This is a genomic window from Paenibacillus sp. J22R67 (assembly GCF_059692175.1).
Genome location: NZ_JCAUAX010000010.1, coordinates 143,727 through 166,552, shown reverse-complemented (window position 1 = coordinate 166,552; position 22,826 = coordinate 143,727). Strand labels below are relative to the sequence as shown.

At 49.8% G+C, this 22,826-nt stretch carries 24 protein-coding genes; 15 read left to right on the top strand and 9 right to left on the bottom strand.

The window, feature by feature from the left end:
• Positions 1 to 81 precede the first annotated feature (81 nt).
• Positions 82 to 1,401 carry a xylose isomerase gene (gene xylA / locus AC58VC_RS29540; RefSeq protein WP_497374130.1) on the bottom strand — a complete coding sequence of 440 codons (1,320 nt, stop codon included), beginning with the start codon at positions 1,399 to 1,401 and terminating at the stop codon, positions 82 to 84.
• Between the two features lie 172 nt (positions 1,402 to 1,573).
• Here xylA and AC58VC_RS29535 point away from each other — a divergent pair, with 172 nt between their 5' ends.
• The 3 genes from AC58VC_RS29535 to AC58VC_RS29525 all read left to right on the top strand — a co-directional run bounded on the left by AC58VC_RS29535 (position 1,574) and on the right by AC58VC_RS29525 (position 3,958).
• Complete coding sequence (locus tag AC58VC_RS29535; protein WP_497374128.1) at positions 1,574 to 2,749, top strand: ROK family protein; 1,176 nt, start codon at positions 1,574 to 1,576, stop codon at positions 2,747 to 2,749.
• A 125-nt stretch (positions 2,750 to 2,874) separates the two neighbouring features.
• Complete coding sequence (locus tag AC58VC_RS29530) at positions 2,875 to 3,390, top strand: hypothetical protein (protein ID WP_497374126.1); 516 nt, start codon at positions 2,875 to 2,877, stop codon at positions 3,388 to 3,390.
• Positions 3,391 to 3,451: 61 nt separating this feature from the next.
• Positions 3,452 to 3,958, top strand: coding sequence for a Crp/Fnr family transcriptional regulator (locus AC58VC_RS29525; protein ID WP_497374124.1), 507 nt, complete (start codon positions 3,452 to 3,454; stop codon positions 3,956 to 3,958).
• Here the strand turns inward: AC58VC_RS29525 and hmpA are convergent.
• The gene (gene hmpA, locus AC58VC_RS29520) at positions 3,953 to 5,167 is read right to left on the bottom strand and encodes an NO-inducible flavohemoprotein (RefSeq protein ID WP_497374122.1); all 1,215 of its coding nucleotides are present in this window, start codon (positions 5,165 to 5,167) and stop codon (positions 3,953 to 3,955) included. The two genes, AC58VC_RS29525 and hmpA, sit on opposite strands and share 6 nt — an antisense overlap.
• A gap of 538 nt (positions 5,168 to 5,705) precedes the next feature.
• Here hmpA and AC58VC_RS29515 point away from each other — a divergent pair.
• Genes AC58VC_RS29515 through AC58VC_RS29505 form a run of 3 tightly spaced genes read left to right on the top strand, consistent with a single transcriptional unit; the run spans position 5,706 to position 8,405 of the window.
• Complete coding sequence (locus AC58VC_RS29515) at positions 5,706 to 7,313, top strand: beta/alpha barrel domain-containing protein (RefSeq protein WP_497374120.1); 1,608 nt, start codon at positions 5,706 to 5,708, stop codon at positions 7,311 to 7,313.
• Between the two features lie 21 nt (positions 7,314 to 7,334).
• Entirely contained in the window at positions 7,335 to 8,069 is a 735-nt protein-coding gene (locus AC58VC_RS29510) for a metallophosphoesterase family protein (protein WP_497374118.1), read from the top strand.
• 3 nt (positions 8,070 to 8,072) lie between these two features.
• Entirely contained in the window at positions 8,073 to 8,405 is a 333-nt protein-coding gene (locus tag AC58VC_RS29505; protein ID WP_497374116.1) for a hypothetical protein, read from the top strand.
• A 151-nt stretch (positions 8,406 to 8,556) separates the two neighbouring features.
• Here AC58VC_RS29505 and AC58VC_RS29500 read toward each other — a convergent pair whose 3' ends face one another.
• On the bottom strand, positions 8,557 to 9,192 hold the full coding sequence (locus AC58VC_RS29500; protein WP_497374114.1) for an FMN-dependent NADH-azoreductase: 636 nt from the start codon (positions 9,190 to 9,192) through the stop codon (positions 8,557 to 8,559).
• 241 nt (positions 9,193 to 9,433) lie between these two features.
• On the opposite strand from AC58VC_RS29500, the gene AC58VC_RS29495 reads away from it, so the two are divergent.
• The 5 genes from AC58VC_RS29495 to AC58VC_RS29475 all read left to right on the top strand — a co-directional run bounded on the left by AC58VC_RS29495 (position 9,434) and on the right by AC58VC_RS29475 (position 14,361).
• Complete coding sequence (locus tag AC58VC_RS29495) at positions 9,434 to 10,480, top strand: agmatine deiminase family protein (RefSeq protein ID WP_497374112.1); 1,047 nt, start codon at positions 9,434 to 9,436, stop codon at positions 10,478 to 10,480.
• 6 nt (positions 10,481 to 10,486) lie between these two features.
• Positions 10,487 to 11,362: an N-carbamoylputrescine amidase gene (gene aguB, locus AC58VC_RS29490; RefSeq protein WP_497374110.1), complete on the top strand. Its 876-nt coding sequence runs from the start codon at positions 10,487 to 10,489 to the stop codon at positions 11,360 to 11,362.
• Positions 11,363 to 11,365: 3 nt separating this feature from the next.
• Entirely contained in the window at positions 11,366 to 11,986 is a 621-nt protein-coding gene (locus tag AC58VC_RS29485; protein ID WP_497374108.1) for a LysE/ArgO family amino acid transporter, read from the top strand.
• 85 nt (positions 11,987 to 12,071) lie between these two features.
• On the top strand, positions 12,072 to 12,497 hold the full coding sequence (locus AC58VC_RS29480; RefSeq protein ID WP_497374106.1) for a YkvA family protein: 426 nt from the start codon (positions 12,072 to 12,074) through the stop codon (positions 12,495 to 12,497).
• A 346-nt stretch (positions 12,498 to 12,843) separates the two neighbouring features.
• Entirely contained in the window at positions 12,844 to 14,361 is a 1,518-nt protein-coding gene (locus AC58VC_RS29475; RefSeq protein WP_497374104.1) for a malate:quinone oxidoreductase, read from the top strand.
• Positions 14,362 to 14,687: 326 nt separating this feature from the next.
• Here AC58VC_RS29475 and AC58VC_RS29470 read toward each other — a convergent pair whose 3' ends face one another.
• Positions 14,688 to 15,758, bottom strand: a complete 1,071-nt coding sequence (locus tag AC58VC_RS29470; protein WP_497374098.1) for a branched-chain amino acid aminotransferase — start codon at positions 15,756 to 15,758, stop codon at positions 14,688 to 14,690.
• Positions 15,759 to 15,885: 127 nt separating this feature from the next.
• Between AC58VC_RS29470 and AC58VC_RS29465 the strand changes: the two genes are divergently transcribed.
• Together AC58VC_RS29465 and AC58VC_RS29460 are read left to right on the top strand one after the other, a co-directional pair.
• Positions 15,886 to 16,782 carry a LysR family transcriptional regulator gene (locus AC58VC_RS29465; protein ID WP_497374094.1) on the top strand — a complete coding sequence of 299 codons (897 nt, stop codon included), beginning with the start codon at positions 15,886 to 15,888 and terminating at the stop codon, positions 16,780 to 16,782.
• A gap of 34 nt (positions 16,783 to 16,816) precedes the next feature.
• Positions 16,817 to 17,791, top strand: coding sequence for a TRM11 family SAM-dependent methyltransferase (locus AC58VC_RS29460; RefSeq protein WP_497374092.1), 975 nt, complete (start codon positions 16,817 to 16,819; stop codon positions 17,789 to 17,791).
• Here the strand turns inward: AC58VC_RS29460 and AC58VC_RS29455 are convergent.
• Both AC58VC_RS29455 and AC58VC_RS29450 read right to left on the bottom strand, forming a co-directional pair.
• Positions 17,788 to 18,396, bottom strand: coding sequence for a DUF3298 and DUF4163 domain-containing protein (locus AC58VC_RS29455; protein WP_497374090.1), 609 nt, complete (start codon positions 18,394 to 18,396; stop codon positions 17,788 to 17,790). The two genes, AC58VC_RS29460 and AC58VC_RS29455, sit on opposite strands and share 4 nt — an antisense overlap.
• A 171-nt stretch (positions 18,397 to 18,567) precedes the next feature.
• Positions 18,568 to 18,729, bottom strand: coding sequence for a hypothetical protein (locus AC58VC_RS29450; protein WP_497374088.1), 162 nt, complete (start codon positions 18,727 to 18,729; stop codon positions 18,568 to 18,570).
• A gap of 196 nt (positions 18,730 to 18,925) precedes the next feature.
• Between AC58VC_RS29450 and AC58VC_RS29445 the strand changes: the two genes are divergently transcribed.
• Positions 18,926 to 19,495 (top strand): pyridoxamine 5'-phosphate oxidase family protein, encoded by a 570-nt coding sequence (locus AC58VC_RS29445; RefSeq protein WP_497374086.1) that lies wholly within the window; start codon positions 18,926 to 18,928, stop codon positions 19,493 to 19,495.
• Between the two features lie 11 nt (positions 19,496 to 19,506).
• Here the strand turns inward: AC58VC_RS29445 and AC58VC_RS29440 are convergent, their stop codons facing one another.
• Positions 19,507 to 19,899 (bottom strand): acyl-CoA thioesterase, encoded by a 393-nt coding sequence (locus AC58VC_RS29440; protein WP_497374084.1) that lies wholly within the window; start codon positions 19,897 to 19,899, stop codon positions 19,507 to 19,509.
• Between the two features lie 209 nt (positions 19,900 to 20,108).
• Between AC58VC_RS29440 and fumC the strand changes: the two genes are divergently transcribed.
• A complete protein-coding gene (fumC, locus tag AC58VC_RS29435) occupies positions 20,109 to 21,491 on the top strand; it encodes a class II fumarate hydratase (protein ID WP_497374082.1) in 1,383 nt (460 codons plus the stop codon).
• Between the two features lie 374 nt (positions 21,492 to 21,865).
• Here the strand turns inward: fumC and AC58VC_RS29430 are convergent, their stop codons facing one another.
• Positions 21,866 to 22,279 (bottom strand): hypothetical protein, encoded by a 414-nt coding sequence (locus AC58VC_RS29430; protein WP_497374080.1) that lies wholly within the window; start codon positions 22,277 to 22,279, stop codon positions 21,866 to 21,868.
• A gap of 35 nt (positions 22,280 to 22,314) precedes the next feature.
• Positions 22,315 to 22,818 (bottom strand): YtxH domain-containing protein, encoded by a 504-nt coding sequence (locus AC58VC_RS29425; protein WP_497374078.1) that lies wholly within the window; start codon positions 22,816 to 22,818, stop codon positions 22,315 to 22,317.
• Between the last annotated feature and the right edge of the window lie 8 nt (positions 22,819 to 22,826).

Here is a 22,826-nt window from a genome sequence, read left to right as displayed (position 1 = left end):
GACTGTCTCCGAAGGTCATTTCTGACCTTCGGAGACAGCCTCATTATCCAGCGTGAGTTCCACCCAGCTGGGCAAGTGTAATTAGGAGTTAATCAGGTATTGGTTAACCGTAGCCTTAATCAATTCCAAACGGCCGGATTGGTTAACAATGTTGTGGCTGTTCTCAAGCGCGTAAGCTTCAAGTGTCTTGAAGTTTGCTTTGCCGGACACGATATCCGCGCCGATGCCGGATTTGAAGGAAGCGTAACGCGTGTCGAGAATGTTATCGAATACGCGGTCTTCGATCATTTTTGCAGCAACTTCCAAACCGCGTGCAAAGGAGTCCATACCTGCGATGTGAGCATACACCACATCAATTGGCTCGAAGGACGTACGGCGAACCTTGGCGTCGAAGTTCACGCCACCGCTGCCGATTCCGCCTTCGTTAAGAAGGATTTCGTACATCGCGAGTGTTGTTGCGTACAGGTCTGTCGGGAACTCGTCGGTATCCCAGCCGAGCAATAGATCACCTTGGTTCGCATCGATGGAACCAAGAACACCGTTAATACGGGCAACGCGAAGCTCGTGCTCGAAAGTGTGACCAGCCAGCGTAGCATGGTTAGCTTCCAGGTTTAATTTGAAATACGGAAGCAGGTCGTATTTTTGCAAGAATGAAAGCGTCGTAGCTGCATCGAAATCGTACTGATGCTTGGATGGCTCTTTCGGCTTAGGCTCGATCAAGAATTGGCCTGTGTAGCCAATTTCTTTGGCATAATCAACTGCCATGTGCAAGAAGCGGGCAAGGTTGTCGAGCTCAAGACCCAGATCCGTGTTCAGCAGCGTTTCATACCCTTCACGACCGCCCCAGAAAACATAGTTCTCAGAGCCGAGTTCTTTGGCATGATCCAAAGCTTTTTTCACTTGTGCAGCAGCATAAGCAAAAACGTCAGCATTGTTCGTCGTAGCAGCGCCGTGCACGAAACGTGGGTTCGTGAACATGTTCGCTGTGTTCCACAGCAATTTTTTACCTGTAGCTTGCATTTTGTCTTTGATTAGACCTACGATCTCATCCAGGTATTGATTCGTTTCTTGCAGTGTGCTGCCTTCTGGCGCGATGTCGCGGTCATGGAAAGCGAAGTAGTCAACATCAAGAATGTTCAGCAGCTCGAAGCATGCGTCAACGCGCGCTTTTGCCAGCTCCAGGCCGGAGTATTGATCCCAAGCGCGAACAGCTGTACCGCTGCCGAATGGGTCAGAACCGTTAGCAGAGAAGGAGTGCCAGTAAGCGATTGCAAAACGCATATGTTCACGCATCGTTTTGCCAAGAATCACTTGGTCAGGGTTATAAAATTTAAATGCCAGCGGGTTCGTCGATGTGCGGCCTTCGTATTTAATTTGTTGGATGTTATCAAAGTAGCTCATGAATTCAGCCTCCAAAATGAGTTTATAAATGCTTATGCAGTCATCATAGCATCATTCGCAAAGTTTGTAAATTCATTAAACAAACTTAGTTAGTGCGTGAGGATGTCATTCGTGTTAAAATCAGTTCAATTACAAGAAAAGATAAGCTATTGGAGCGGTGTGGGGGCTAGCTATGAAACAAACAGGCGATCTGAATTTAGTGAAAAAAATAAATAAATCCATCGTGCTGCACCATATTCGCACGGATTCGCCCATATCCCGCGCACGGATCGCGGAGATTACAGGACTTACGAAGGCGACGGTATCCAGCCTCGTGAACGAATTGATCGAAAGCAGCCTAGTCGAAGAAATCGGCGCCGGCGAATCCAGCGGCGGTCGTAAGCCGATGATGCTCTTATTCAATGGGACGGCAGGATATGCCATCGGTGTCGATCTGGGCGTCCATGATATATTGGCTGTTTTGACAGACTTAACCGGAAAGGTGATCAGCGAAAAAAGAGTTCAGCATGACAACGCGTCCGTTGAAGCTGTCATTCAGCTTCTGAAGACAACGATCCGCGAGCTGATCGACAGTGCGCCGCAGAGCACCTACGGCATCATAGGCATCGGTATTGGTGTGCCGGGCATCTGCGATGATGACGGAAATCTGCTCTTCGCTCCTAACCTAAGCTGGGAAAACGTGCCACTGCAAAAGGATATCGAGGAAGCGTTCAACATTCCTGTCGTTATTGATAATGAAGCGAATGCGGGAGCTGTAGGAGAGAAACAGTTCGGGGCGGGGAAAGACACAGCCAACCTCGTGTACATCTCGATTGGGATCGGGATCGGCGCAGGCATCATCATTAAGGGTGAACTGTACCGTGGAGCGACCGGATTCTCGGGCGAGATCGGGCACATTTCGATCCAGCATGACGGACCGAAGTGCCGCTGCGGCAGCTTAGGCTGCTGGGAGCTGTACGCCTCCGAGCATGCGCTGCTGGAGCAAGCTCGCCTAGAATTGGGGGAACCCGTTCAGCTAGATAGGCTGCTGAGTAAGGCGGAAGCTGGCGATGAGAAGGTCATCGCTCTGTTCGAGCGGCTTGGCTATTACCTCGGAGTTGGTGTCGTTAACATCATTAACGGTTATAACCCCGAGTTCATCATTCTCGGAGGCCGTTTGGCAGGAGCCGAGAAGTGGCTCATGAAGCCGCTGCTCCAACTGTTGGAGAAACGCTCATTGCCGCTTCCGCGGAAGCTTCTGAACGTGGAGTTCTCCCAGCTTAGCGACCGTTCAACTGTTCTAGGTGCAGCCTCCTTTGCGGTATCGAAGTTTTTTGCTTCAACGACGGTTTCTATCGATGGTAATTAGTAATTAATGTGGTTAATAATGCATGAGATATATGAAATTGCATTTGACCCCCTATCCGATCTTTTGTAAAATAAGAAGGGTTTTGAAGCCTCTTATGACTTATAATTAAAGGACGGAAATCAACGATGCTTTTACGTTCGCTCGTCGTTTGCTGCTATTTAATGGGTGCTTACTGGGCATCCTATCATTTTCCATCACTCCGGATGGTCTTTTATCCAACGCTCGGTGCCTTCAGCTTCCTCTTCATGCATCGGGTTGATCAAATTAAAGATGTCGGGCGAATTACGATGGGAGCGATTATTGCGGTCACCCTCGGAAGTGTGATGTACAGCATTAGTCACGGCACGCTCTCTTTTTTTCTTACAGCGATTATTACGATTTCACTTATTCAAGTTTTTAAATGGAACGCAGCTCCGATCTTGTCGGTGTCGTTCATTCCTTTTTTTGCGCACACGACTTCGATTTGGGCTCTGCCAATTGCCGTTTTGGTTTCCCTGCTGGGTCTAATCATGTTTGTTTGGCTCATTGGGAAAGTCGAGCAAGTGCCGGTCATCACCAAATGGTCGGAAGCTTTCTCGCAGTTTCGCAGCAGACTGAGCAAACTAACGCCAACACCAACAGCTATTAAAAAAGAACTGTAAACAAATAAAAGCGACCAGCATAAGAACTGCTGTCGCTTTTTCTCGTAGAGGAGACTGAAGTATGAAGCTGCATAAAGGCGAGACGCTGTTTCGCCAAGGGGAATCAGGAGGCTTGTATCGGCTCAAGAGCGGACTGCTCAAAATTGTCCGTGTACATGAAGATGGCCATGCCACACTTGTCAATATCATTGTGCCAGAGGAGACGATTCCTCACCATTCTCTGATTAGTCCCAAGCCCTATTATGGAACGGCGGTTGCCCTAGTGGCTAGTGAGATCGAAACCATTCCTTCCGACGAATGGTATCGTGAGCTGGATCACAACCCTGAGCGCTTTCGAATCATTGCGCAGCAGCTCCAAGAGAAGCTAAGGATGATGCAGCAGCGCATTGATCAATTGACCGAAGTAACACCGACGGTGAAACTGCAAAAGCTAGAAAAGTGGATGCACAGTTACCTAGGCACTACAGTTTTAACTGATGTGCTAACACAAGAAGAGATCGGCCAATTGATTGGGCTGCGGCGGGAGACCGTGAACAGGCTCCTGCGGGAGAAAGTTGCTAAATTATAGGCTTCCGGCAGGACCGAAAAACTCAAAGTGTCGATCCTCTTCAGGAATCCCCCACTCGTACAGGGCGTTGTTGATCGTTTTCATGAAAGGGACAGGACCACAGAAGTAGAAGCTTGCTGCGGACGTAGGCACAACGCTTTGAAGCCAGTCCAGTGTCATGTAACCTTCTCTATGAAAAGTGTTCTCTGCCCGATCCGAAGCCGTAGGCTTATCGTAGCACCAATAAACATTAAGTGCAGGATGTTGCAAGGCAAGCTCTTCAATATGTCCCTTGAAGGCATGATGCTGCCCGTTCTGAGCGGCATGAATGAACGTCACTTGGCGCTCGGGATTCGTGCTGGCTAGTGTTTGCAGCATGCTGACCATCGGTGTCAATCCCACGCCGCCGCTGATGAGTACCACAGGACGGGTATCTTGTTGATCCAGCGTGAAATCTCCAGCTGGCGCAGAGAGCAGCACAGCATCGCCTTCCTTTGTCCCTTGGTGCAGGAACATCGAAACTTTTCCCTCAGGGCGATCTGCAATCCGTTCTTCCCGTTTCACAGAAATTCGGTAATAAGGTTTTCCTGGAGCGTCGGAGAGACTGTATTGGCGGATATGCGTGTACGCATCGCCAGGAATCTCGAGTTTGACGCTGATATATTGCCCCGGTTCAAATGCTGGGAGTGGAGCCCCGTCCTCAGGCATAAGATAGAATGAAGTAATCACATCGCTTTCCTTCACCTTCCGAGCAATTCGAAACCGTTTGAAATCCGACCAGCCGCCCTTTTGAGATTCTGTTTGGTGATACATATCTGCTTCAACTCCGATAAAAGCATCAGCAATGAGGCCATAGGCTTCGGCCCAAGCTTGAAGAATCTCTGGCGTAGCCGCTTCTCCAAGCACCTCTTGAATGGCGGCAAGGAGATGCTGGCCTACAATCGGGTAATGCTCAGGCTTCACCCCAAGGCTGCGGTGTTTATGAGAAATCTGCTTCACGACTGGCAAAATGGCTTCGAGCCGGTCAATGTGCAGCGCAGCCGCGTAAACCGCATTAGCCAAAGCTGTTTGCTGTCTGCCTTGTTTTTGATTAGCATGGTTAAATATGTTGAGCAGTTCGGGGTGGGAAGTGAATAACATTTCATAGAAGCGTTTCGTGATGGCTGTACCATGTATTTCTAATACGGGAACTGTGGATTTAATGATATCGATAGCCTGTTGACTTAGCATAGGGAATCGCCTCACTTCTCAAAGTTTTGGTGGTTATGAAGTAAGTATAGTAAAAAGCAAATGGCTGAGATGTGATTGTAATCACATGAAAAGACAACAATCTGTGTCTGTATTCATTTCAATCTTTTTCGCGTTATACTAGAAATGAACAAATTTCCATATCATTATAAGAGACAGGAGTGCATAGATGCCTGACTGGTCTTATCATTCGATATTCAAACCCATTTTGTTTCGTTTGCCGTCTAAGATCGCGAGAGACCTTACTTTACAGACGATGGGCGGTCTAAGCCGCATGCCGGGCGGTACCTTCGTCATCAAAACGATGGGACATTTCGAACAGTCGGCCCTGCTGCAAGATGAAATCGCAGGGGTGCCTATTTCGTGTCCCGTCGGCTTGAGCGGAGCGCTCGATCCTGCGGGCACCGCGCACAAAGCGCTGGCCCAGCTCGGGATCGGCTTCATCGAGCTCGGCCCCGTCACCGTGCGCGAGGTGCGCTGCGACGCGCCTATCGAGCGCGTCCCCGAGCAGGAAGCCATCGTGTACCCCGATGGCTATGCCAACGCTGGCGCAGATGCGCTCGCTGAGCGGCTGCGCAAGGGCACAGGGCATCGCCTGCCGCACTTCGTGCGGCTGCGGCCGATGCCGGGCAGCTCGCCGCCCGAGGCGCTGCTTCAGCAGCAGGAGCTGCTGGAGAAGCTGGCGCCGTACGCGGCTGGCTTCTATATCGATGGCCTCGCCGAAGGCTGGCCACCGGATGAAGCTTTGGCGTACCTCACGGAGGTACGCCAGCTAGCAGCAGCAGCGGGCAAGCCTGCGCTGCTGTATGTGCCGCCGCAGCTGCCCGAAGGGATGCTGCGGGAACTCACCGCCCAGCTGGCGAGCTGGAGCGGGGTCGTCGTCGGCGAAGCGCTGCGCGAGGAGGGAAGCCGCCGCATCAGCGTTGGCGGCTATGCTGTCCTCAGCGCACAGCTGAGCCTGGTTCGCCGGCTCCGCGCAGCTGGGACGGCCACGATCGTTGCGGCTGGCGCTGCCGGCCAGCCGCAGGATGCCCTAGAGCTGCTGGCCGCAGGCGCGAATAGCGTGCAGCTGCACAGCGGGCTTGTCTACGCGGGGCCAGGGCTGCCTAAGCGAATGAACGAAGCGGTTCTCTATGAGCGCATTCGTGAAATAGTGGAGCCAGAGCCGCCGTCGTTTTGGGCGAATTGGGGCTGGATGAGCTTGCTCGGCATTGCCATGATGATCGGCGGTGTGCTGGCTTGGCTGATCGCCTCAACCAGCGTGCTATTGCCTTATGATGAAACCTTCCTTGGCGTGAGCCGAAGTGTCATAAATCGATTTAATGGGCATATTATACATTTCATGTCCCATGACCGTATTACCTTAGCGGGGACGATGATCTCGCTTGGCATTTTTTATTACCAACTAGCCACACATGGTCTGCGGTTTGGCTCGCACTGGGCTCGCACCGCGCTCCTTGCCTCATGTACAGTAGGGTTCAGCAGCTTTTTCTTGTATCTCGGCTATGGCTATTTCGATCCGCTGCATGCTATCGCAGCCGCCGTGCTCCTTCCCATGCTGCTGCTCACCCTACGCGGGTTGAAAGATTACCCTTCTCGGAAACCGCCGGGCTTACGGAATGACGCGGTCTGGCGCAGAGCCCAGTGGGGGCAGTGCTGCTTCGTCGTGCTTGGATTTGGTCTGGCGATAGGCGGGTTGACCATTGCTTTCGTCGGGATCACTCAAGTGTTCGTGCCGACCGATTTAGCTTATCTCGGTGTAACCGCTCAGCTTCTTGCTGATTGGAACGAGCATCTTATTCCGCTTATCGCGCATGATAGGGCGGGTTTTGGGGGCGCCTTATTTTCATTGGCTGTAGCGATTGCAGGTTCAGCCCTCTGGGGAGTGAACCAAGGCGAAAGCTGGCTCTGGTGGACATTTCTGTGGGGCGGAATACCAGGCTTTACAGCGGGGTTACTGGTCCATTTTCACATTGGTTATACAGATTTCATTCATTTGCTTCCCGTTTACATAGCTGTGCTGCTGTATGGATTTGGCCTATACCTGATGTACCCATTTCTGGTTCGGAGGGCAGGTAGAGGGGCGGAATTGTCAGTGTCAGCAAAACCAGCGGAGGAACCATTTTAACCTAAAGGCAGGTGCAGCTTGATGGAGAAACTAGCCCTTATTTCAGATATCCATGGCAATATGCCTGCATATGAAGCGGTCATGCACGATATTCAGGAACGGAATGTGACGCAAATCATTTGTCTCGGCGATCTCGTCGGCAAAGGACCGCATTCCGAACAGGTCGTGGACCGTGTACGGGAAACCTGTGATGTGGTGATCAAAGGAAATTGGGATGATTTCATTGGAAACAAGGTGACGGACCCGATTTTACTTTGGCAGCAGGAACGGTTAGGGAAAGAACGGACGACGTATTTAAAAGAGCTGCCTTTTTCCTATGAATTTTGGATGAGCGGTAAGTTTGTGAGATTGTTCCACGCTTCACCAAGGAGCGTCTATGAACGCATCCAGCCGTGGGATTCTATGGAGAGTCGCTTGTCGATGTTCGAATCCTCAGAGGCTTGCGGGGATCCTAGGGAAGCGGATGTGGCAGGCTACGCCGATGTCCACAATGCTTTTCTGCAAATTCTCAAGGGACGAATGCTTTTCAATACTGGCAGCGTAGGCAACCCGTTAGATATGACGCAGGCTTCTTATGTCCTATTGGAAGGGCATTATCACAGCAAGCAGCCTGGTACGTTTAATCTGCAGCATGTGAGGGTTCCCTACGATATCGAGCTTGCTGTGCAGCATGCCAAGGATGAGCAGATGCTTGATGCCGATGCTTACATTCTGGAGCTGCGTACGGGGCAATACCGGGGCCGCAAAAAAACATAAACCATGTCTCTGTCCCACAACATTGGCACGCACTGTAATGCTGTTTTTCATCGTTACAGCCTGGAGAAGGGCGGCGTTGCCCGCTCTGCACTGACTTTAACGATGTTATACATCGTTAAAGCGGCCTCAGCAGCGGCAGGGAAGCACTGTAACGCTGTTTTTCATCGTTACAGCCTGGAGAAGGGCGGCGTTGCTCGCTCTGCACTGACTTTAACGATGTTATACATCGTTAAAGCGGCCTCAGTAGCGGCAGGGAAGCACTGTAACGCTGTTTTTCATCGTTACAGCTCTGAAAAACCGCAGCATTACCCGCTCTGTGCTCCCTCAACAAAATAAAGGAGCTAAGCACATACAAGCCGCTTAGCCCCTCATTTAAAAACTACTTGAGTCTGTTCCAGAAGTGCTACGATTAGCTACTTCTGGGACAGACTTTTTTTTTTGATTTCATTATGTGTTAAGCAAGGTGGATGTCTCTAGAAAGAGGCCGCTAGAAGCTCTTCGCCAAAACCTTGGCCTTAGCAATCGCCTCTTCTTTAATTTGCTGCGCTTTATCAGCAAACTGAGCATGTCCCTCCACAAAAAGCCCTTGGAAGTCGGTAATGCCAAAGAAGGACATAATGATGCCAATATACCGATGTCCCATCTCCATAGCAGCTGCCGGACCTTCGGTATACACGCCGCCTCGGGCTTGGATGTGCAGCGCCTTTTTATCAGGCAATAAGCCGACTGGACCACTTTCTGTGTATTTGAAGGTTTTACCTGCTGTACACAACGAATCGAGATAGGCTTTCATAATTGGAGGAAAGGAAAAGTTCCACATCGGAGTTACAAAAACGTATTTATCCGCGGCGACAAACTGGTCGGTTAATTCTCCAAGTCGAGCCACCTTGGCCTGTTCGTCTTTGCTTAGCGAATTAAATTCTTGGCCGCTCCTTAACTTGCCCCATCCGCTGAACACATCGGCGTCAATGTGGGGTACCGAGATTTTGTATAAGTCGATTGGGATCACTTCGTCGTTAGGATTGGCTTCCCGATAAGCGTCGATAAAGGATTTCCCTACAGCCATACTGAAGGAAGTCTGATGATCATGAGGGTGTGCGGTAATGTGTAAAATAGTTGCCAAAGTCGTCATCCTCCCTAATGTGTTGTGCGCTGTTCAAGCCTTTTTAATGTTCATTAACTGGAAGCAAACTATACGAAGTTAATTCTGGATGGACTTTGAATACGGATTAGCATGACATTCTAAAATTGTAAACCTCTATACATTGAGTGGAAGCCCCTTTTGTTATATGATGAAAGACGGTGCTTTTTGGCCTCAAATTCGTATAATCAGGATCAACCCAATAAATTTTATATAAAGTGAGATGGATGAATTGACGAAACCTAAGGATTTACTCTATAAAATGCCCGCAGAGTGGACAACACATGAACGCACATTCATTTCGTGGCCTGTCCAAGCTTCCATGGTGTACCCAGAAGATCATGCCGTTGTAACGAAAGGCTATGCGGATTTGGCGAAAGCTATCGCTGAGTTCGAGCCTGTGACAGTCATTGTAAACCCTGCCGATGCCGATCAGGTCAAAGCGATGTTTACTGAGCATAATGTTGATTTCCTAATGATTGAACATAATGATGCCTGGTTCCGTGACAACGGCCCTACCTTTTTGCTGAACGAGCAGCAAGAGATTGCCGCGGTCAATTGGAAATTCAACGCATGGGGTGGCAAATACGCGCCTTGGGACCTTGATGATAACGTGGCTCCGCAAATTTTGGAGCATCATGGTGTGAAGCGTTTTGACGCTCCGCTAGTGATGGAGGGCGGCTCCATTCATGTCGATGGAGAAGGCACGCTTTTGACGACAGAAGAATGTTTGCTGAACACGAACCGTAACCCGGAACTCAGTCGTGAAGCGATTGAAGGACTTGTTAAGGACTTCGTGAATGTTGAGAAAATCATCTGGCTGAACAAGGGACTCGACGGGGACGAAACAGACGGTCATGTCGACAACATCGCCTGCTTTGCTGCTCCGGGCAAAGTCATTTTGCAAGTGTGCAATGACCCTTCCGATGCCAATTATGCCATCACACAGGAAAACCTAGAGATTCTGCGCAATGCGACAGATGCCAAAGGCCGTTCCTTCGAGATTATCCAAATCGAACAGCCACCCCTCACGTTTTTTGAAGAGCAGCGTTTAACGCTAAGCTATTTGAACTTTTATTTTGTAAATGGCGGTATCATTTTGCCGGTGTTCGGTGGGACAGCAGAAGAGACGGATCGCAAAGCAGAAGAAGTGCTGAGCGCGGCGTTCCCGGATCGCAGAATTCGCAAAATCAATGGCATGTCCATTATCAAAGAAGGCGGAAACGTCCACTGTACAACGCAACAAATGCCTGTAAGCCAGAAAGGGTGATGAATGGTGAGAAATGTCAAAGTAGCGGCAACGCAAATGAGTTGCTCCACAAACATAGATGAAAACATTCGCAAAGCAGAGGCGTTAGTTCGCCAAGCGGCCGCGAAAGGCGCGCAAATTATTTTGATTCAAGAGCTGTTTGAGACGCCTTATTTCTGCCAAAAAGAAAAATCGGATTATTACATTTACGCTACAGAACTAGAGAATAATAAAGCAATCAATCATTTCCGCGAAATTGCCAAAGAGCTTCAAGTTGTGCTGCCAATTTCTTTTTATGAGAAAAAGAATTATGCACGTTACAACTCGCTAGCTGTAATTGACGCCGATGGTCAAGTGCTTGGCACATACCGCAAAAGCCACATTCCGGACGGTCCGGGGTATGAAGAAAAGTTCTATTTCAATCCTGGCGACACCGGCTTCAAAGTGTGGAAAACCCGTTACGCCAAAATCGGCGTAGGCGTTTGTTGGGATCAATGGTACCCGGAAGCTGCAAGAGTGATGGCTTTGATGGGTGCAGAGCTGCTGTTCTACCCAACGGCAATCGGCTCTGAGCCGCAGGACGGCTCCATTGATTCGAAAGATCACTGGCAAATGTGTATGCGCGGACACGCCGCGTCGAACCTGATGCCGGTTATTGCTTCGAATCGCATTGGCAAAGAAGTGGATGAGGATTCCAGCATCGACTTTTATGGCTCATCTTTCATTGCCGGCCCGCAAGGCAACATGATCGAGGAGGCAGGCCGCACGGAAGAGACAGTGCTTGTCGCTGAGTTCGACCTGGATCAGTTGGAAATTCAACGGATCGAGTGGGGCATTTTCCGCGACCGTCGTCCGGATCTTTACAAAAAAATTGCTACCTACGATGGAGATCAGGTGCTGTAATTTATGCTCATTCCATTGTTGAAAGGTATTTTACTTGGGCTCTCGATCGCAGCGCCGGTCGGACCCATTGGTATCTTATGCATTCGAAGAACAATCGCCTTGGGCCGCTTGCATGGCTTTCTGTCAGGGCTGGGTGCTGCGACAGCAGACGCTTTCTACGGCTTTATCGCTGGTTTCGGTCTGACACTTGTCACCGGCTTTCTCCTTGACCAGAAAGTGTTGCTGCAAGCGGTGGGCGGTTTATTCCTGATCTACTTAGGCGTGCAAACCTTTCGTTCTCGGCCTGCTACAGAAGCGGCCAAAGCCACTGGCGACACGCTGCTCAAATCGTATGCGTCGACTCTTATGCTCACTATCACCAACCCAATGACCATCATGTCCTTCCTCGGCGCATTTGCCGGCTTAGGTATGGGTAGCGCGCAAACCGGCATGGCTGCGGCTATCGCTTTGGTGATTGGCGTATTCGCCGGCTCTGCTTTGTGGTGGTTGGCGCTTAGCTTCGTGATCGGGATGTTTCGCGATCGCATTCATGAGTCCGTGTATCGCTGGATTAACCGGATATCAGGTATCACTTTAACTATATTTGGCCTTGTGGCCATTATCGGGCTGCTCCTAGGGGAGTAGCCTTTGTGCTGTGGGTGCGAGAGGGTATGATTTCGCTCATTGCCATCAATAATGGTATAATTGGGATAAGAATGGAGTGATCAATATGGACGCTTCTAAATATCAAAAGTATTTCAATCCGGACGATTTCTGGTCCAAACTGAAAAAAGGCGCTAAAAAGGTAGGAAGCAAAGCGGTCTACAGCGGTTTGCTGCTTTACTATGCGGTTGAAAGTCCAAGAACACCACTCAAAGCTAAAGTACAAATCTACGGGACACTTGGCTATCTCATCCTGCCGCTGGATCTTATCCCGGATTTACTGCCGGTTGTTGGCTATGTCGATGATCTGAGCGCCCTTGGATTAGCTCTCGCCGTTGTCGCGAAGAACATCGATGACGACGTGAAGCTCAAGGCAAAGAACAAGCTGAGAGACTTTTTCGGAGATGAAGCTGTGAAATCCAAGGATATTATCGATATTGACGGGAAAATCGTGGCTGATCAGGAAAAGAAAGAAGCGCCTGAGCAGCACTGAGAGTTCACGTCGCTGTAACAGAATTCGCCCCGCAGTCTACTACTGCGGGGTTAAATACGATAAATTGCATCAAATTACTATGTAAAGATAGGTATAAATGCCACTGAAATGGCTTTCGTGGAAGCTTATTGGCAGGCTGTAAGGATTATCCTGCAAGGCTTCTTTGCCTTACTTCTTGTCGTATGGCTTATAACTATCATATAATAGTTAAATAAATATTTTATGAAATTGGGTTAGTTTTGATCCAGAAAAGATGTGTGACTAGCTTGCTCCCTGGCTTGCTGTAGCGTCTAACCAAGAACGCCTACATCCTTTCTGCAAATCTTAGGGTATAAGGACGGTTAAAATGAGCAACAGACAAATTAAAACAGATGTTATCTTAATTGGTGCCGGAATCATGAGTGCGACCTTGGGGTCACTGTTGAAAGAGTTAGTGCCGGAATGGGAAATTACAGTGATTGAGAAACTCGCAAGCGCTGGAGAGGAAAGCTCTAACGAATGGAATAACGCGGGAACGGGACATTCTTCATTATGTGAGCTTAACTACACCGTCGAACAAGCGGACGGATCCATAGATATTAGCAAAGCTATCAAAACGAATGAAGAGTTTCAGATTTCCAAACAATTCTGGTCTTACCTGGTCAATAGCAATTTGATTCGCAATCCACAAGACTTTATCGCACCGCTGCCTCATATGAGTCTAGTACAAGGGGCACAGAATGTAGCATTTTTGAAAAAACGCTTTGACGCACTGACAAGCAATCCATTGTTTCAAGGGATGGAATTTTCCGATGACCCGGTTAAACTAGCGGAATGGATTCCACTTATTATGAAAGATCGGGAATTGAATGAACCAATCGCGGCAACAAGAATTGAATCAGGCACTGATGTCAACTTTGGCGCATTAACGCGGAACTTGTTTACTCACCTAAAGAGCCAAAACGTCGATATTAAGTTCAAACATAGCGTGGATGATATGAAACGTACGAACGATGGCTCGTGGGAGCTGAAAGTGCGGAACCTCGATAGCGGTAACGTCGATCATCATACAGCGAAATTTGTCTTTATCGGCGCAGGCGGAGGAAGTTTGCATTTGCTGCAAAAATCCGGTATCCCTGAAGGAAGAGGGATCGGCGGATTCCCGGTAAGCGGCATATTTATGGTGTGTCAGAAACCGGAAATTGTAGAACAGCATTTTGCAAAAGTATACGGCAAAGCGCCAGTAGGTGCTCCTCCGATGTCGGTTCCTCATCTGGACACAAGATTTATCGACAAGAAAAAGTCATTGTTCTTTGGACCATTCGCAGGCTTCTCACCGAAGTTCTTAAAAACCGGCTCCATGTTTGATTTAATTACTTCGGTCAAAACGGATAATCTTGTAACGATGCTTGCGGCGGGTAGCAAAAACATGTCATTAACGAAATACCTGATCAAGGAAGTTATGTTATCCAAAGAACAGCGCATGGAAGCTTTGCGTGAGTTTGTGCCGAACGCCAAAAGCGAGGATTGGGATTTGGTCATCGCTGGCCAGCGTGTGCAGGTTATCAAAGATACGGCTGCCGGCAAAGGAACACTTCAATTTGGTACAGAGCTTGTTAGTGCCGCTGACGGTTCAATCGCTGCGTTGCTAGGCGCTTCTCCGGGGGCATCTACTGCGGTTTCCGTTATGCTTGACCTAATCAAAAAGTGCTTCCCGCAACAGGTAAAAGCGTGGGAACCAAAAATCAAAGAGATGATTCCTTCTTTCGGAGTGTCACTTTTGAAAAACCCTGAGCTTATCAAACAAATTGATTCTTCAACAGCGCGGGCGCTTGGTCTCGTTGAGAACGTGCCGTTAAAGGTAGCAAGCCGCACCGTATCATAAATAAACGAAATAAGGGTTGAGCGGAAGCTTAACCCTTATTTTATTTGTGTTGGTGGAAGTGCCAGGAGTAATTGGCATTAATTGCGAGGAATCCATCCATTCGGTAGCCCGCAAACCCGCAACTCTTTCTCCAACCTGGATTCAAGTTCCCTGAGATAAAGCCTTAGCGAAATTCTCGCTAGGTTTTTGAAATTTGTTAGTGGCTGGTGAGGTGGAAGTTGGCTATAGGTGAATAGTGTGACGGGGTGGTGCTGGAGGGGGACGAAAAAAGAACCTTTCAAGCCACCTGTGTGGAAGGAAAGGTTCTTCAATATATCCGGGTAGGTTTAGCAAGTTACCATCCAACCGTGTTTATCCGCGATACGGCCGTACTGGATGCCAGTGATCGTGTCGTAAAGCTTGTGGACGAGCTCACCGATCTCGCCATTGTTAATGATCATTGGAGTGCCCTGCCACAGCAGGCTGCCAATAGGCGAGACAACGGCGGCTGTGCCAGTGCCGAAGGCCTCTTCCAGCGTGCCGTTTTCATAGGCTTGCACGATTTCATCGATGGAGATTCTCCGCTCCGTGACGGGGATGCCCCAATCGTTCAGCAAGTGGATGATGCTTTTGCGGGTGATACCCTCCAAGATGGAGCCGCTGAGGCTTGGCGTCACAACTTCCCCGCCGATTTTGAAAAAGACGTTCATGCTGCCGACTTCCTCTAAGCTTTTCTTATCGATAGCGTCCAGCCACAGCACTTGAGCGCAGTCATGCTCCTTAGCGAGCACTTGCGCCTTCAAGCTAGCTGCGTAGTTACCAGCAGCTTTGGCGCCGCCAGTGCCGCCTTGAACTGCTCTAGCGTAGTGGCTCTCTACGAGGATTTTGACGGGCTGAAGGCCTTCCTCATAGTAAGCGCCAACTGGCGACATAATGACGACGAAGGAGTAGCGCGAAGAAGGGCGTACACCTAGACCGGCTTCGGTAGCAATCACGAAGGGACGAATATAGAGAGACGCGCCTTGTTTGCTTGGTACCCAGTCCGCATCGACACGAACGAGCTCCTGAATGGCGTTTACGATGAATGTCTCATCGATCGGAGGCATATTAAGGCGTTCACTCGAACGATTGAGTCGTTTGGCATTCTGGTCCGGGCGGAAAATTTGGATCTCACCGCTTTCGGTCCGAAATGCTTTTAACCCTTCAAAAACAGCTTGCCCATAATGAAAAATCATCGCGGCAGGGTCATAAGAGAGCGGTGCATAAGGAATGATCCGCGGATCGTGCCAACCTTGTCCTTGCTCGTAGTCCAGTACAAACATATGGTCTGTGAAGATACGTCCAAATCCTAAGTCATCCTGGATGCCTGGTTTTGTTTTGAGGTGCGGATTGCGTTCAAATCGAATTTGTCCATACATGGTAAGTAACCACCTTTCGTTTACGATCTTAACCGTTATTCTATACTATAGAAAAATAACAATCATTGATCAATTGTGAAATTTCAATTACGATCATAGTTAATCGCTATGAACGGAGGCTAAGAGGATGGATTATCGGTTATTGGCCTACTTTTTGGCTGTATGCGAAGAACTGCATTTCACGAAAGCCGCCGAGAAGCTAGGGATTAGTCAGCCGACGTTAAGTCAGCAAATTCGCACCTTGGAGCAGCGGGTCGGTTCACCTCTTTTCCAGCGCATCGGCAAAAAAGTTTACGTGACAGAGGCGGGAGAGATTCTGCTTAAGCACAGCCGGAATATTTTCCATGAGCTGGACCAAGCGCAGGCTGCTTTCAATGAGATTCAAGGCATGCAGCGGGGACGGCTGCGAATTGGCTGCTCAGGCAATCATCTGCTGACGGCTACGATTATGGCTTTTCACGCCAAGTATCCGAAAATAGAGCTGTCGGTAGCCGAGCTGGCCACCGAAGAGACGATAGAAGGATTGCTGAACAATCAGCTGGACTTAGGCGTTGTTTTTTTGCCGGAAGAGAATGAGCAGCTTGTTCAGATTCCTTTGTATAAGGAAAAACTACGGTTAGTCGTCTCGAAAGATCATCCGTTATCTGGCGCCAAGGAGATTCGGCTAGAGGATCTTGTTCAGCTTCCAGTAGCTATGCTTCCTAAGAAATTTTACGTCCGGCATATGATAGAGGCATGCTGCAAACAAGCGGATTTGCTATGTAAGCCGGTGTTGGAGTTGTCCACGTTGGAATCTTTACTGCAAATGGCTAAAAATAATGTGTGCGGCGCGGTTTTGCCTGGCTCCTATGTAGCAAGCATTCAGAGCAGCGAGATCCGCTGCATTCCGATTATGAACCCTGTGCCGCAAAAGGAAGTTGGCATTGTATATCGCAAGGATATGTTCCTGTGTCAGACGACCAGAACCTTCATGAAGCAGGTTACGGAGCAATTCCTAAGCGAAAGCAAAGATGTCACCGCCTAACACAGATTTATATTTAAATGAGGGAAACTTATCTATGGAACATATATATATTTACGCCTGCCATGAAGACGAGCAGGCGTTATGTCAGTTAGAGCTGCGCACCTTACTGGGCGCAGGAACCGTGCTCGGCGCGGGCTACGCGATCAGCCCGCGCAGGGTGGAACCAAGCCGCAGCCCGTTCCTGAAGCTGCGGCTGGATGTTGTGTTCGAGGCCGGCAGTCTGTCGGAACTGGCCTCGCAGGTCCAGACGTTGACCGTGCGCGGGTCAACGTTCAAGGTTGTGTTCGCGGAGACGGACACGCCGGTGGGCTATGACCGGCGGCGGGACGTCGAACGCGAACTAGGCCGGCATCTCGGCGGCAAAGCGGAGATGCGGAAGCCGGAGCAGTGGTTCGCCGTGACGCAGCTGGGAGGCCGCTGGTTATTCGGCGACTGCTCTTACGGCGAAGCCGTTTGGCTTCTGCATCAACAGAAGCCGCAGAACTATTCCACCGCCCTGAGTACGCGCGTAGCGCGGGCGGTGGTGAACATTGCCGTGCCCGTCACGGAGGGCACGCGGGTCATTGACCCGTGCTGCGGCATCGGCACGGTGCTGGTGGAAGCGATGTCGATGGGCATCGACATCGTCGGCAATGACATGAACCCGCTGGCTGTGCGCGGTACGCGGGTGAATCTGGCCCACTTCGGCATGCCGAACGTGGTCACGCTCGCAGACATGAGGTCGCTGGGCCTGCCAGCGACCTCCCCTACCTCAGCTGCTGCCCCCACTGGCAGCGCACAGAGCCGCTATGACGCGCTAATCCTCGACATGCCGTACAACCTATGCTCGAAGCTGCCAGAGGACGAGCAGTTGCAAATGCTGCAGTCCGCACGCCGCTTGGCGCTGCGTGCGGTCATTATTACGACGGAGCAGATCGATCCGCTCATCGAGATGGCGGGCTTCCACATTGCGGAGCGCTGCGCAGTCAACAAAGGAAAGTTCAGCCGACAAATTATCGTCTGCGTTTAACTGAACATTTTACCCAGTGGACCATCTTCGGCAATGATGTCTTGAATGGCATACACAGAAATAGGAAAATAAAGAAAACCGTACACATAAGCTGCCAGCTCATAGACTTGAAAATAGATAACGAGCGACTTATCAGCGATATAAAAATCCTGATCCGGCCGAATTTCCTTAAAATCAACCAGCAACGGAATATCCCGCAGTTTAATTTCAGCTTGAATCATTTCGCTTAGCTTGCCAACATAATTGCTGCCCGGTTTAAATAGATCTTTTAGCGCATAAGCCTTGCCGGTTTCTGTATTGAAAGTTAAAGCGTTTTGAATCGTGAGACCATGCGCGCCGCCGGAAAATGCATAATTCCATAAGGTCAGGCTGAGCACGCCCCGCTGATTATTTTTCAGTTCATAATAGGCGGTAACGTCTGTCATCGGATTTTTGGGGTAGCCTTGATCGCGAAGCTGCTTGTTAACGGCATTAACAATCGCTACGTTCATGGCGCGCTCCGCCGTGTAAGGCGTGTGATGGATAACGGCGGGGTATAACAATTTTAATTTGTCGCGAAGCAGTTGATAGGTTTGTATACCTACGGGGTGATCTAATCCGTCCATGCTTAACATCCATCCCTAACGTTTTTGCTACAATTTATTCCGCGGATGGGCGTTTGGTTCATGGGGAAGGAGGTAGAGAACCTAGTCCTGCTGGATATAAAAAGAGCTCTCCCTAGGTCCAGATGACCTGTGGGAAAGCTCTTTTTTGTCTCATGTAAAAATAGCGTTGTACTACTCCTCTTCAGAGGACGTATCCTCATTGGCATCGGCCGTTGAGCTTTGCAGCATTGAGCTTAGCTCTTCCACCTGCTGCTGCGCTTGGCTGTCTTCCGCATTGGCCTGGGCCGCATTGATGGCATGACTTACCACATCGTTTTGATTGTTCGTTGACATGAACACTCACCTCCTCATTTTTCTACCAACTAAGTATGTCTCCAAGGTTCTCAAATTATACAAAATATTTCCATGTTTTTTTGAAAGTTATACGGCAGATCCATAGGTAATAACTATCAAGCATGTCTAAGAAATGTATTTCACAAATAGAGTAAGGAGGAGCATAATAGAAGAAAATGGAAAGGTGGAAAACGCAATGGGGAAATCATTTGAGGCCATACTGCCGGAGCATGCGGCGTTTATTGCGAAACAGCACATCTTTTTCGTAGGATCGGCCCCACTGTCGGGGGAGGGGCATGTGAATTTATCACCGAAAGGCCATGACGTTCTGCGTATTATTAATGCGAATGAAGTGGCCTACTTGGATTTAACGGGGAGCGGGAACGAAACGAGTGCGCATCTCGAAGAGAACGGCCGAATTACGGTTATGTTCACGGCATTCGAAGGGCCGCCGATGATTTTGCGCTTATATGGGCAAGGGCGCGTCGTTCTGCCGGAAACCCCGGAGTGGGAGGCGTTAGCCCCCATGTTCACTATGCTGCCTGGAGCTCGGCAAATCATCAATGTTCAAGTTCATGAGGTCAAGACCTCCTGCGGTTTCAGCGTACCTTATTACAATTATGAGGGGGAGCGTAATACGCTGCAGAAATGGGCTGTGACTAAAGGCGAAGAAGGTCTGCTGGCATATTGGCAGGAGAAAAACATGATCAGCATGGACGGCATGCCGACACCTCTCGGGGAAAAGTTATCCACAAAGAGCCATTAAAGCATTCTTTTTCAGCTAAAATGTTTCCGCAGCGCCTCGGGCGCTTCCACACTTTTGCGTGTCGAGCTATCCATAGTGACGCTGGTTACCAGAGCATCTGCGCATAGCGCCCCATGCTCGTTATAAATTTCCTGCTTCAGCACGTAGCTGGAGCGTCCCATTTTATCCGGGCGGCAGGTAATGGTGAGGTGTTCACCTTGCTTGCACTCTTTTTTGTAATTAATGTTGATGTTCACCGTTACGGTTTGAATGCCCATCGAGCCAAAGGTCTCGTAGGACAGCTGGGAAAGCTCGTACCATTCTTCACGGCCCCATTCCAGATATTCCAAGTATTTGGCATTGTTAACGTGGCCGTTCACATCGATTTCCGTTGAGCGGACGATGATATCAAGTCTGGATTCCATGCGTGAGAGCTCCTTTGCCTACCCCTGTCCAGGGGCACATGTTGTTGGTATTTATCTTTGATTATAGCTCGATTGCAGGGGAGAAAACCAGTTTATGGCTCATAGCGTTCCATCAGTTGGGCAAACTATACTTCATGTGTTTGACGCTAGCTATTGGCTGGTTAACAGAAGGTATTGGCGGTCAGCGCCTACTAAGGAGGAAGATTAGATTGGAGCAGCAATTCCGGATTGAACGAGATACGATGGGGGAAATCAGAGTACCTGTGGATAAGTTGTGGGGGGCTCAGACGCAGCGCAGTTTTGAGAATTTTAAAATTGGAACCGAGCGGATGCCGGAGCGATTGATAGGGGCTTTTGCTTTGTTGAAAAAGGCGGCTGCCCTTGTCAACTATGAGCTTGGCGGGTTAACGCCGGAGAAGGCGAAGGCTATCTCGCAAGCGGCGGACGAAATCGTGCAGGGCCGCTTGAGCGGCGAGTTCCCGCTCGTTGTCTGGCAGACTGGCAGCGGAACGCAGTCGAACATGAACGTCAACGAGGTGATTGCGCATCGCGGCAGCGAATTTCTCGGGAATGGGGTGCGCATCCATCCCAATGATGACGTGAATCGTTCGCAGAGCTCGAACGATACGTTCCCTACCGCGATGCACGTTGCCGGCGTTCTCGCGGTGGAGGAAGAGCTTCTGCCTGCGATAGAGCATTTGAAGGCTACACTGCACAGCAAGATGGAGGCCTATGCCTCCATCGTCAAAATCGGCCGTACCCACCTGCAGGACGCAACCCCGCTGACGCTGGGACAGGAGATCAGCGGCTGGTGGGCGATGCTGGAGCAGAGCGCGCGCATGGTGCGCAGCAGCGTCGATACGATGCGCGAGCTGGCCATAGGCGGCACCGCGGTGGGCACCGGGCTGAACGCGCATCCGGAGTTCGGCGCTAAGGTCGCCGAAGAGCTCTCGCGCGAGACGGGCACACGCTTCGTCTCGGCGGCGAACAAGTTTCATGCGCTGACTAGCCATGATCAGATCGTGTACGCTCACGGCGCGCTGAAGGCGCTCGCGGCGAATTTAATGAAGATAGCCAACGATGTGCGGTGGCTATCGAGCGGTCCCCGCTGCGGGATCGGTGAAATTACGATCCCAGAGAACGAGCCCGGCTCCTCGATTATGCCGGGCAAGGTCAACCCGACCCAGAGCGAAGCGATGACGATGGTCGTGTGCCAGGTGATGGGCAACGATGCGGCCATCGGCTTCGCCGCCAGCCAGGGCAATTTCGAGCTGAACGTGTTCAAGCCCGTCATCATCCACAACTTCCTGCAGTCCGTGCGGCTGCTGGCAGATAGCATGCGCTCGTTCAACGATAACTGCCTCGTGGGGATGGAGCCGAATCGCGAGGTGATTCAGCGCAATCTCGAGCAGTCGCTCATGCTGGTTACTGCGCTCAACCCGTATATCGGGTATGAGAAAGCGGCCAGCATTGCGAAGCAAGCCCACAAGGAAGGGCTGACGTTGAAGGAGTCAGCTGTTCGCAGCGGCTACTTGACGGCGGAGCAGTTCGACACTTACGTACGGCCGGAGGATATGGTGCAGCCGAAATAAAAATGAGGCTGTCCCGCGGTCATAAGATGACTTGGGACGGCCTCTTTTTATATTTGTTTTAAGATTAACGGGAAAAACTCCCGTTATTAATGCAATTCCGGTTTGAAAAAACAGATAACTGGAAGAAATACCGTTAATTCATTCCAACTCATCTACTTCTGGCTCAATCTTCTCCATTAACAGGAGAAATTCCATGTATTCACCCAGTAGCTGTGTTACTCAATTAAATAGCGGTAGTATCTCCCGTTAATCTATGGCGGCGCTCCTAAAAGTTAGGTTTCTGCGAGTTCTCATATGAAAAAATTGTTTTGGATCATGAAGACGTCTGGAAACAAAAAAGGTTGAACAGGAGGATTGTCCTGTCCAACCTTTTTTTATTGAATCGGATCCGGAATCAGATTCTTCTCGATCAGCTCACTGTTGGTCTTCATGTGCTTCATTTCATTGCCGAGCTTCTTGATCTCGTCCAAATCCTGGGCCATGGAGCTGTTATTGGCTTCCTCCAAGGTTTTACCAGAGGAACCGTTGCACAGCCTTTCAAGTTCGATCAGCTTGTCCAGGGCGGCCCGGCGGACTTCCAGCGGAACGAATTTATGGTCCGGAAAGTCAGCCTCATGGAAGTGCACAGTGGTATTTCCAAGCTCGGAGGTGAGCATTATCAATGTAAGCGGATAGGAGGCTGCTGTAGCCTCACTATAAATATTGTATTGATAGACGGCCTTCTCCGTATATTTCACACGTTCTAATCCTAGGTCGGTTAGCTGTCGATGCAGCATGCCTTTATCCATTTCAGATCACTCCTTTCAAAAGGTGGCTAACGAGTTTAGTGCCGATTGCTTGAGTACTCCGGTTTCGTCGACTGCAAAGGGGCGGCAACCTCTTGCACCTTACTACTCGCTTTCTCAGCGAAGTCCCGCGTTTTTTCACTAGCCTTCTCGCCAATGTCTTTTGCTTTCTCACTAGTTTGTTCGCTGATGTCCCTAGCTCGCTCGCCAAACTCCTGTGCTTTGTCACTTGCCTTTTCACCAAATTCCTGCACCTTATCACCTGTCATTTCGGCCATGTCCTGCACTTTATCGCTCATCTTTTCCGCCATCTCTTCGGTTTTGTCACCGGTTTTGGCAGCCATTTCCTTCGTCTTTTGTCCTAGAGCTGCGGCAAATTCGTTTGTTTTATCATATAAATTCCGATATGTTGTTGTGAGGTTGTCTCGCAGCTCTGCTCCCTTTTTCGGGGCTAATAACAATGAGGCTACAGCGCCTACCGCACCACCGATTACTAGGCCTAACAATAGTCCGCTTCTGTTTGTTTCGACAGTTTCACTCATGAGTCATC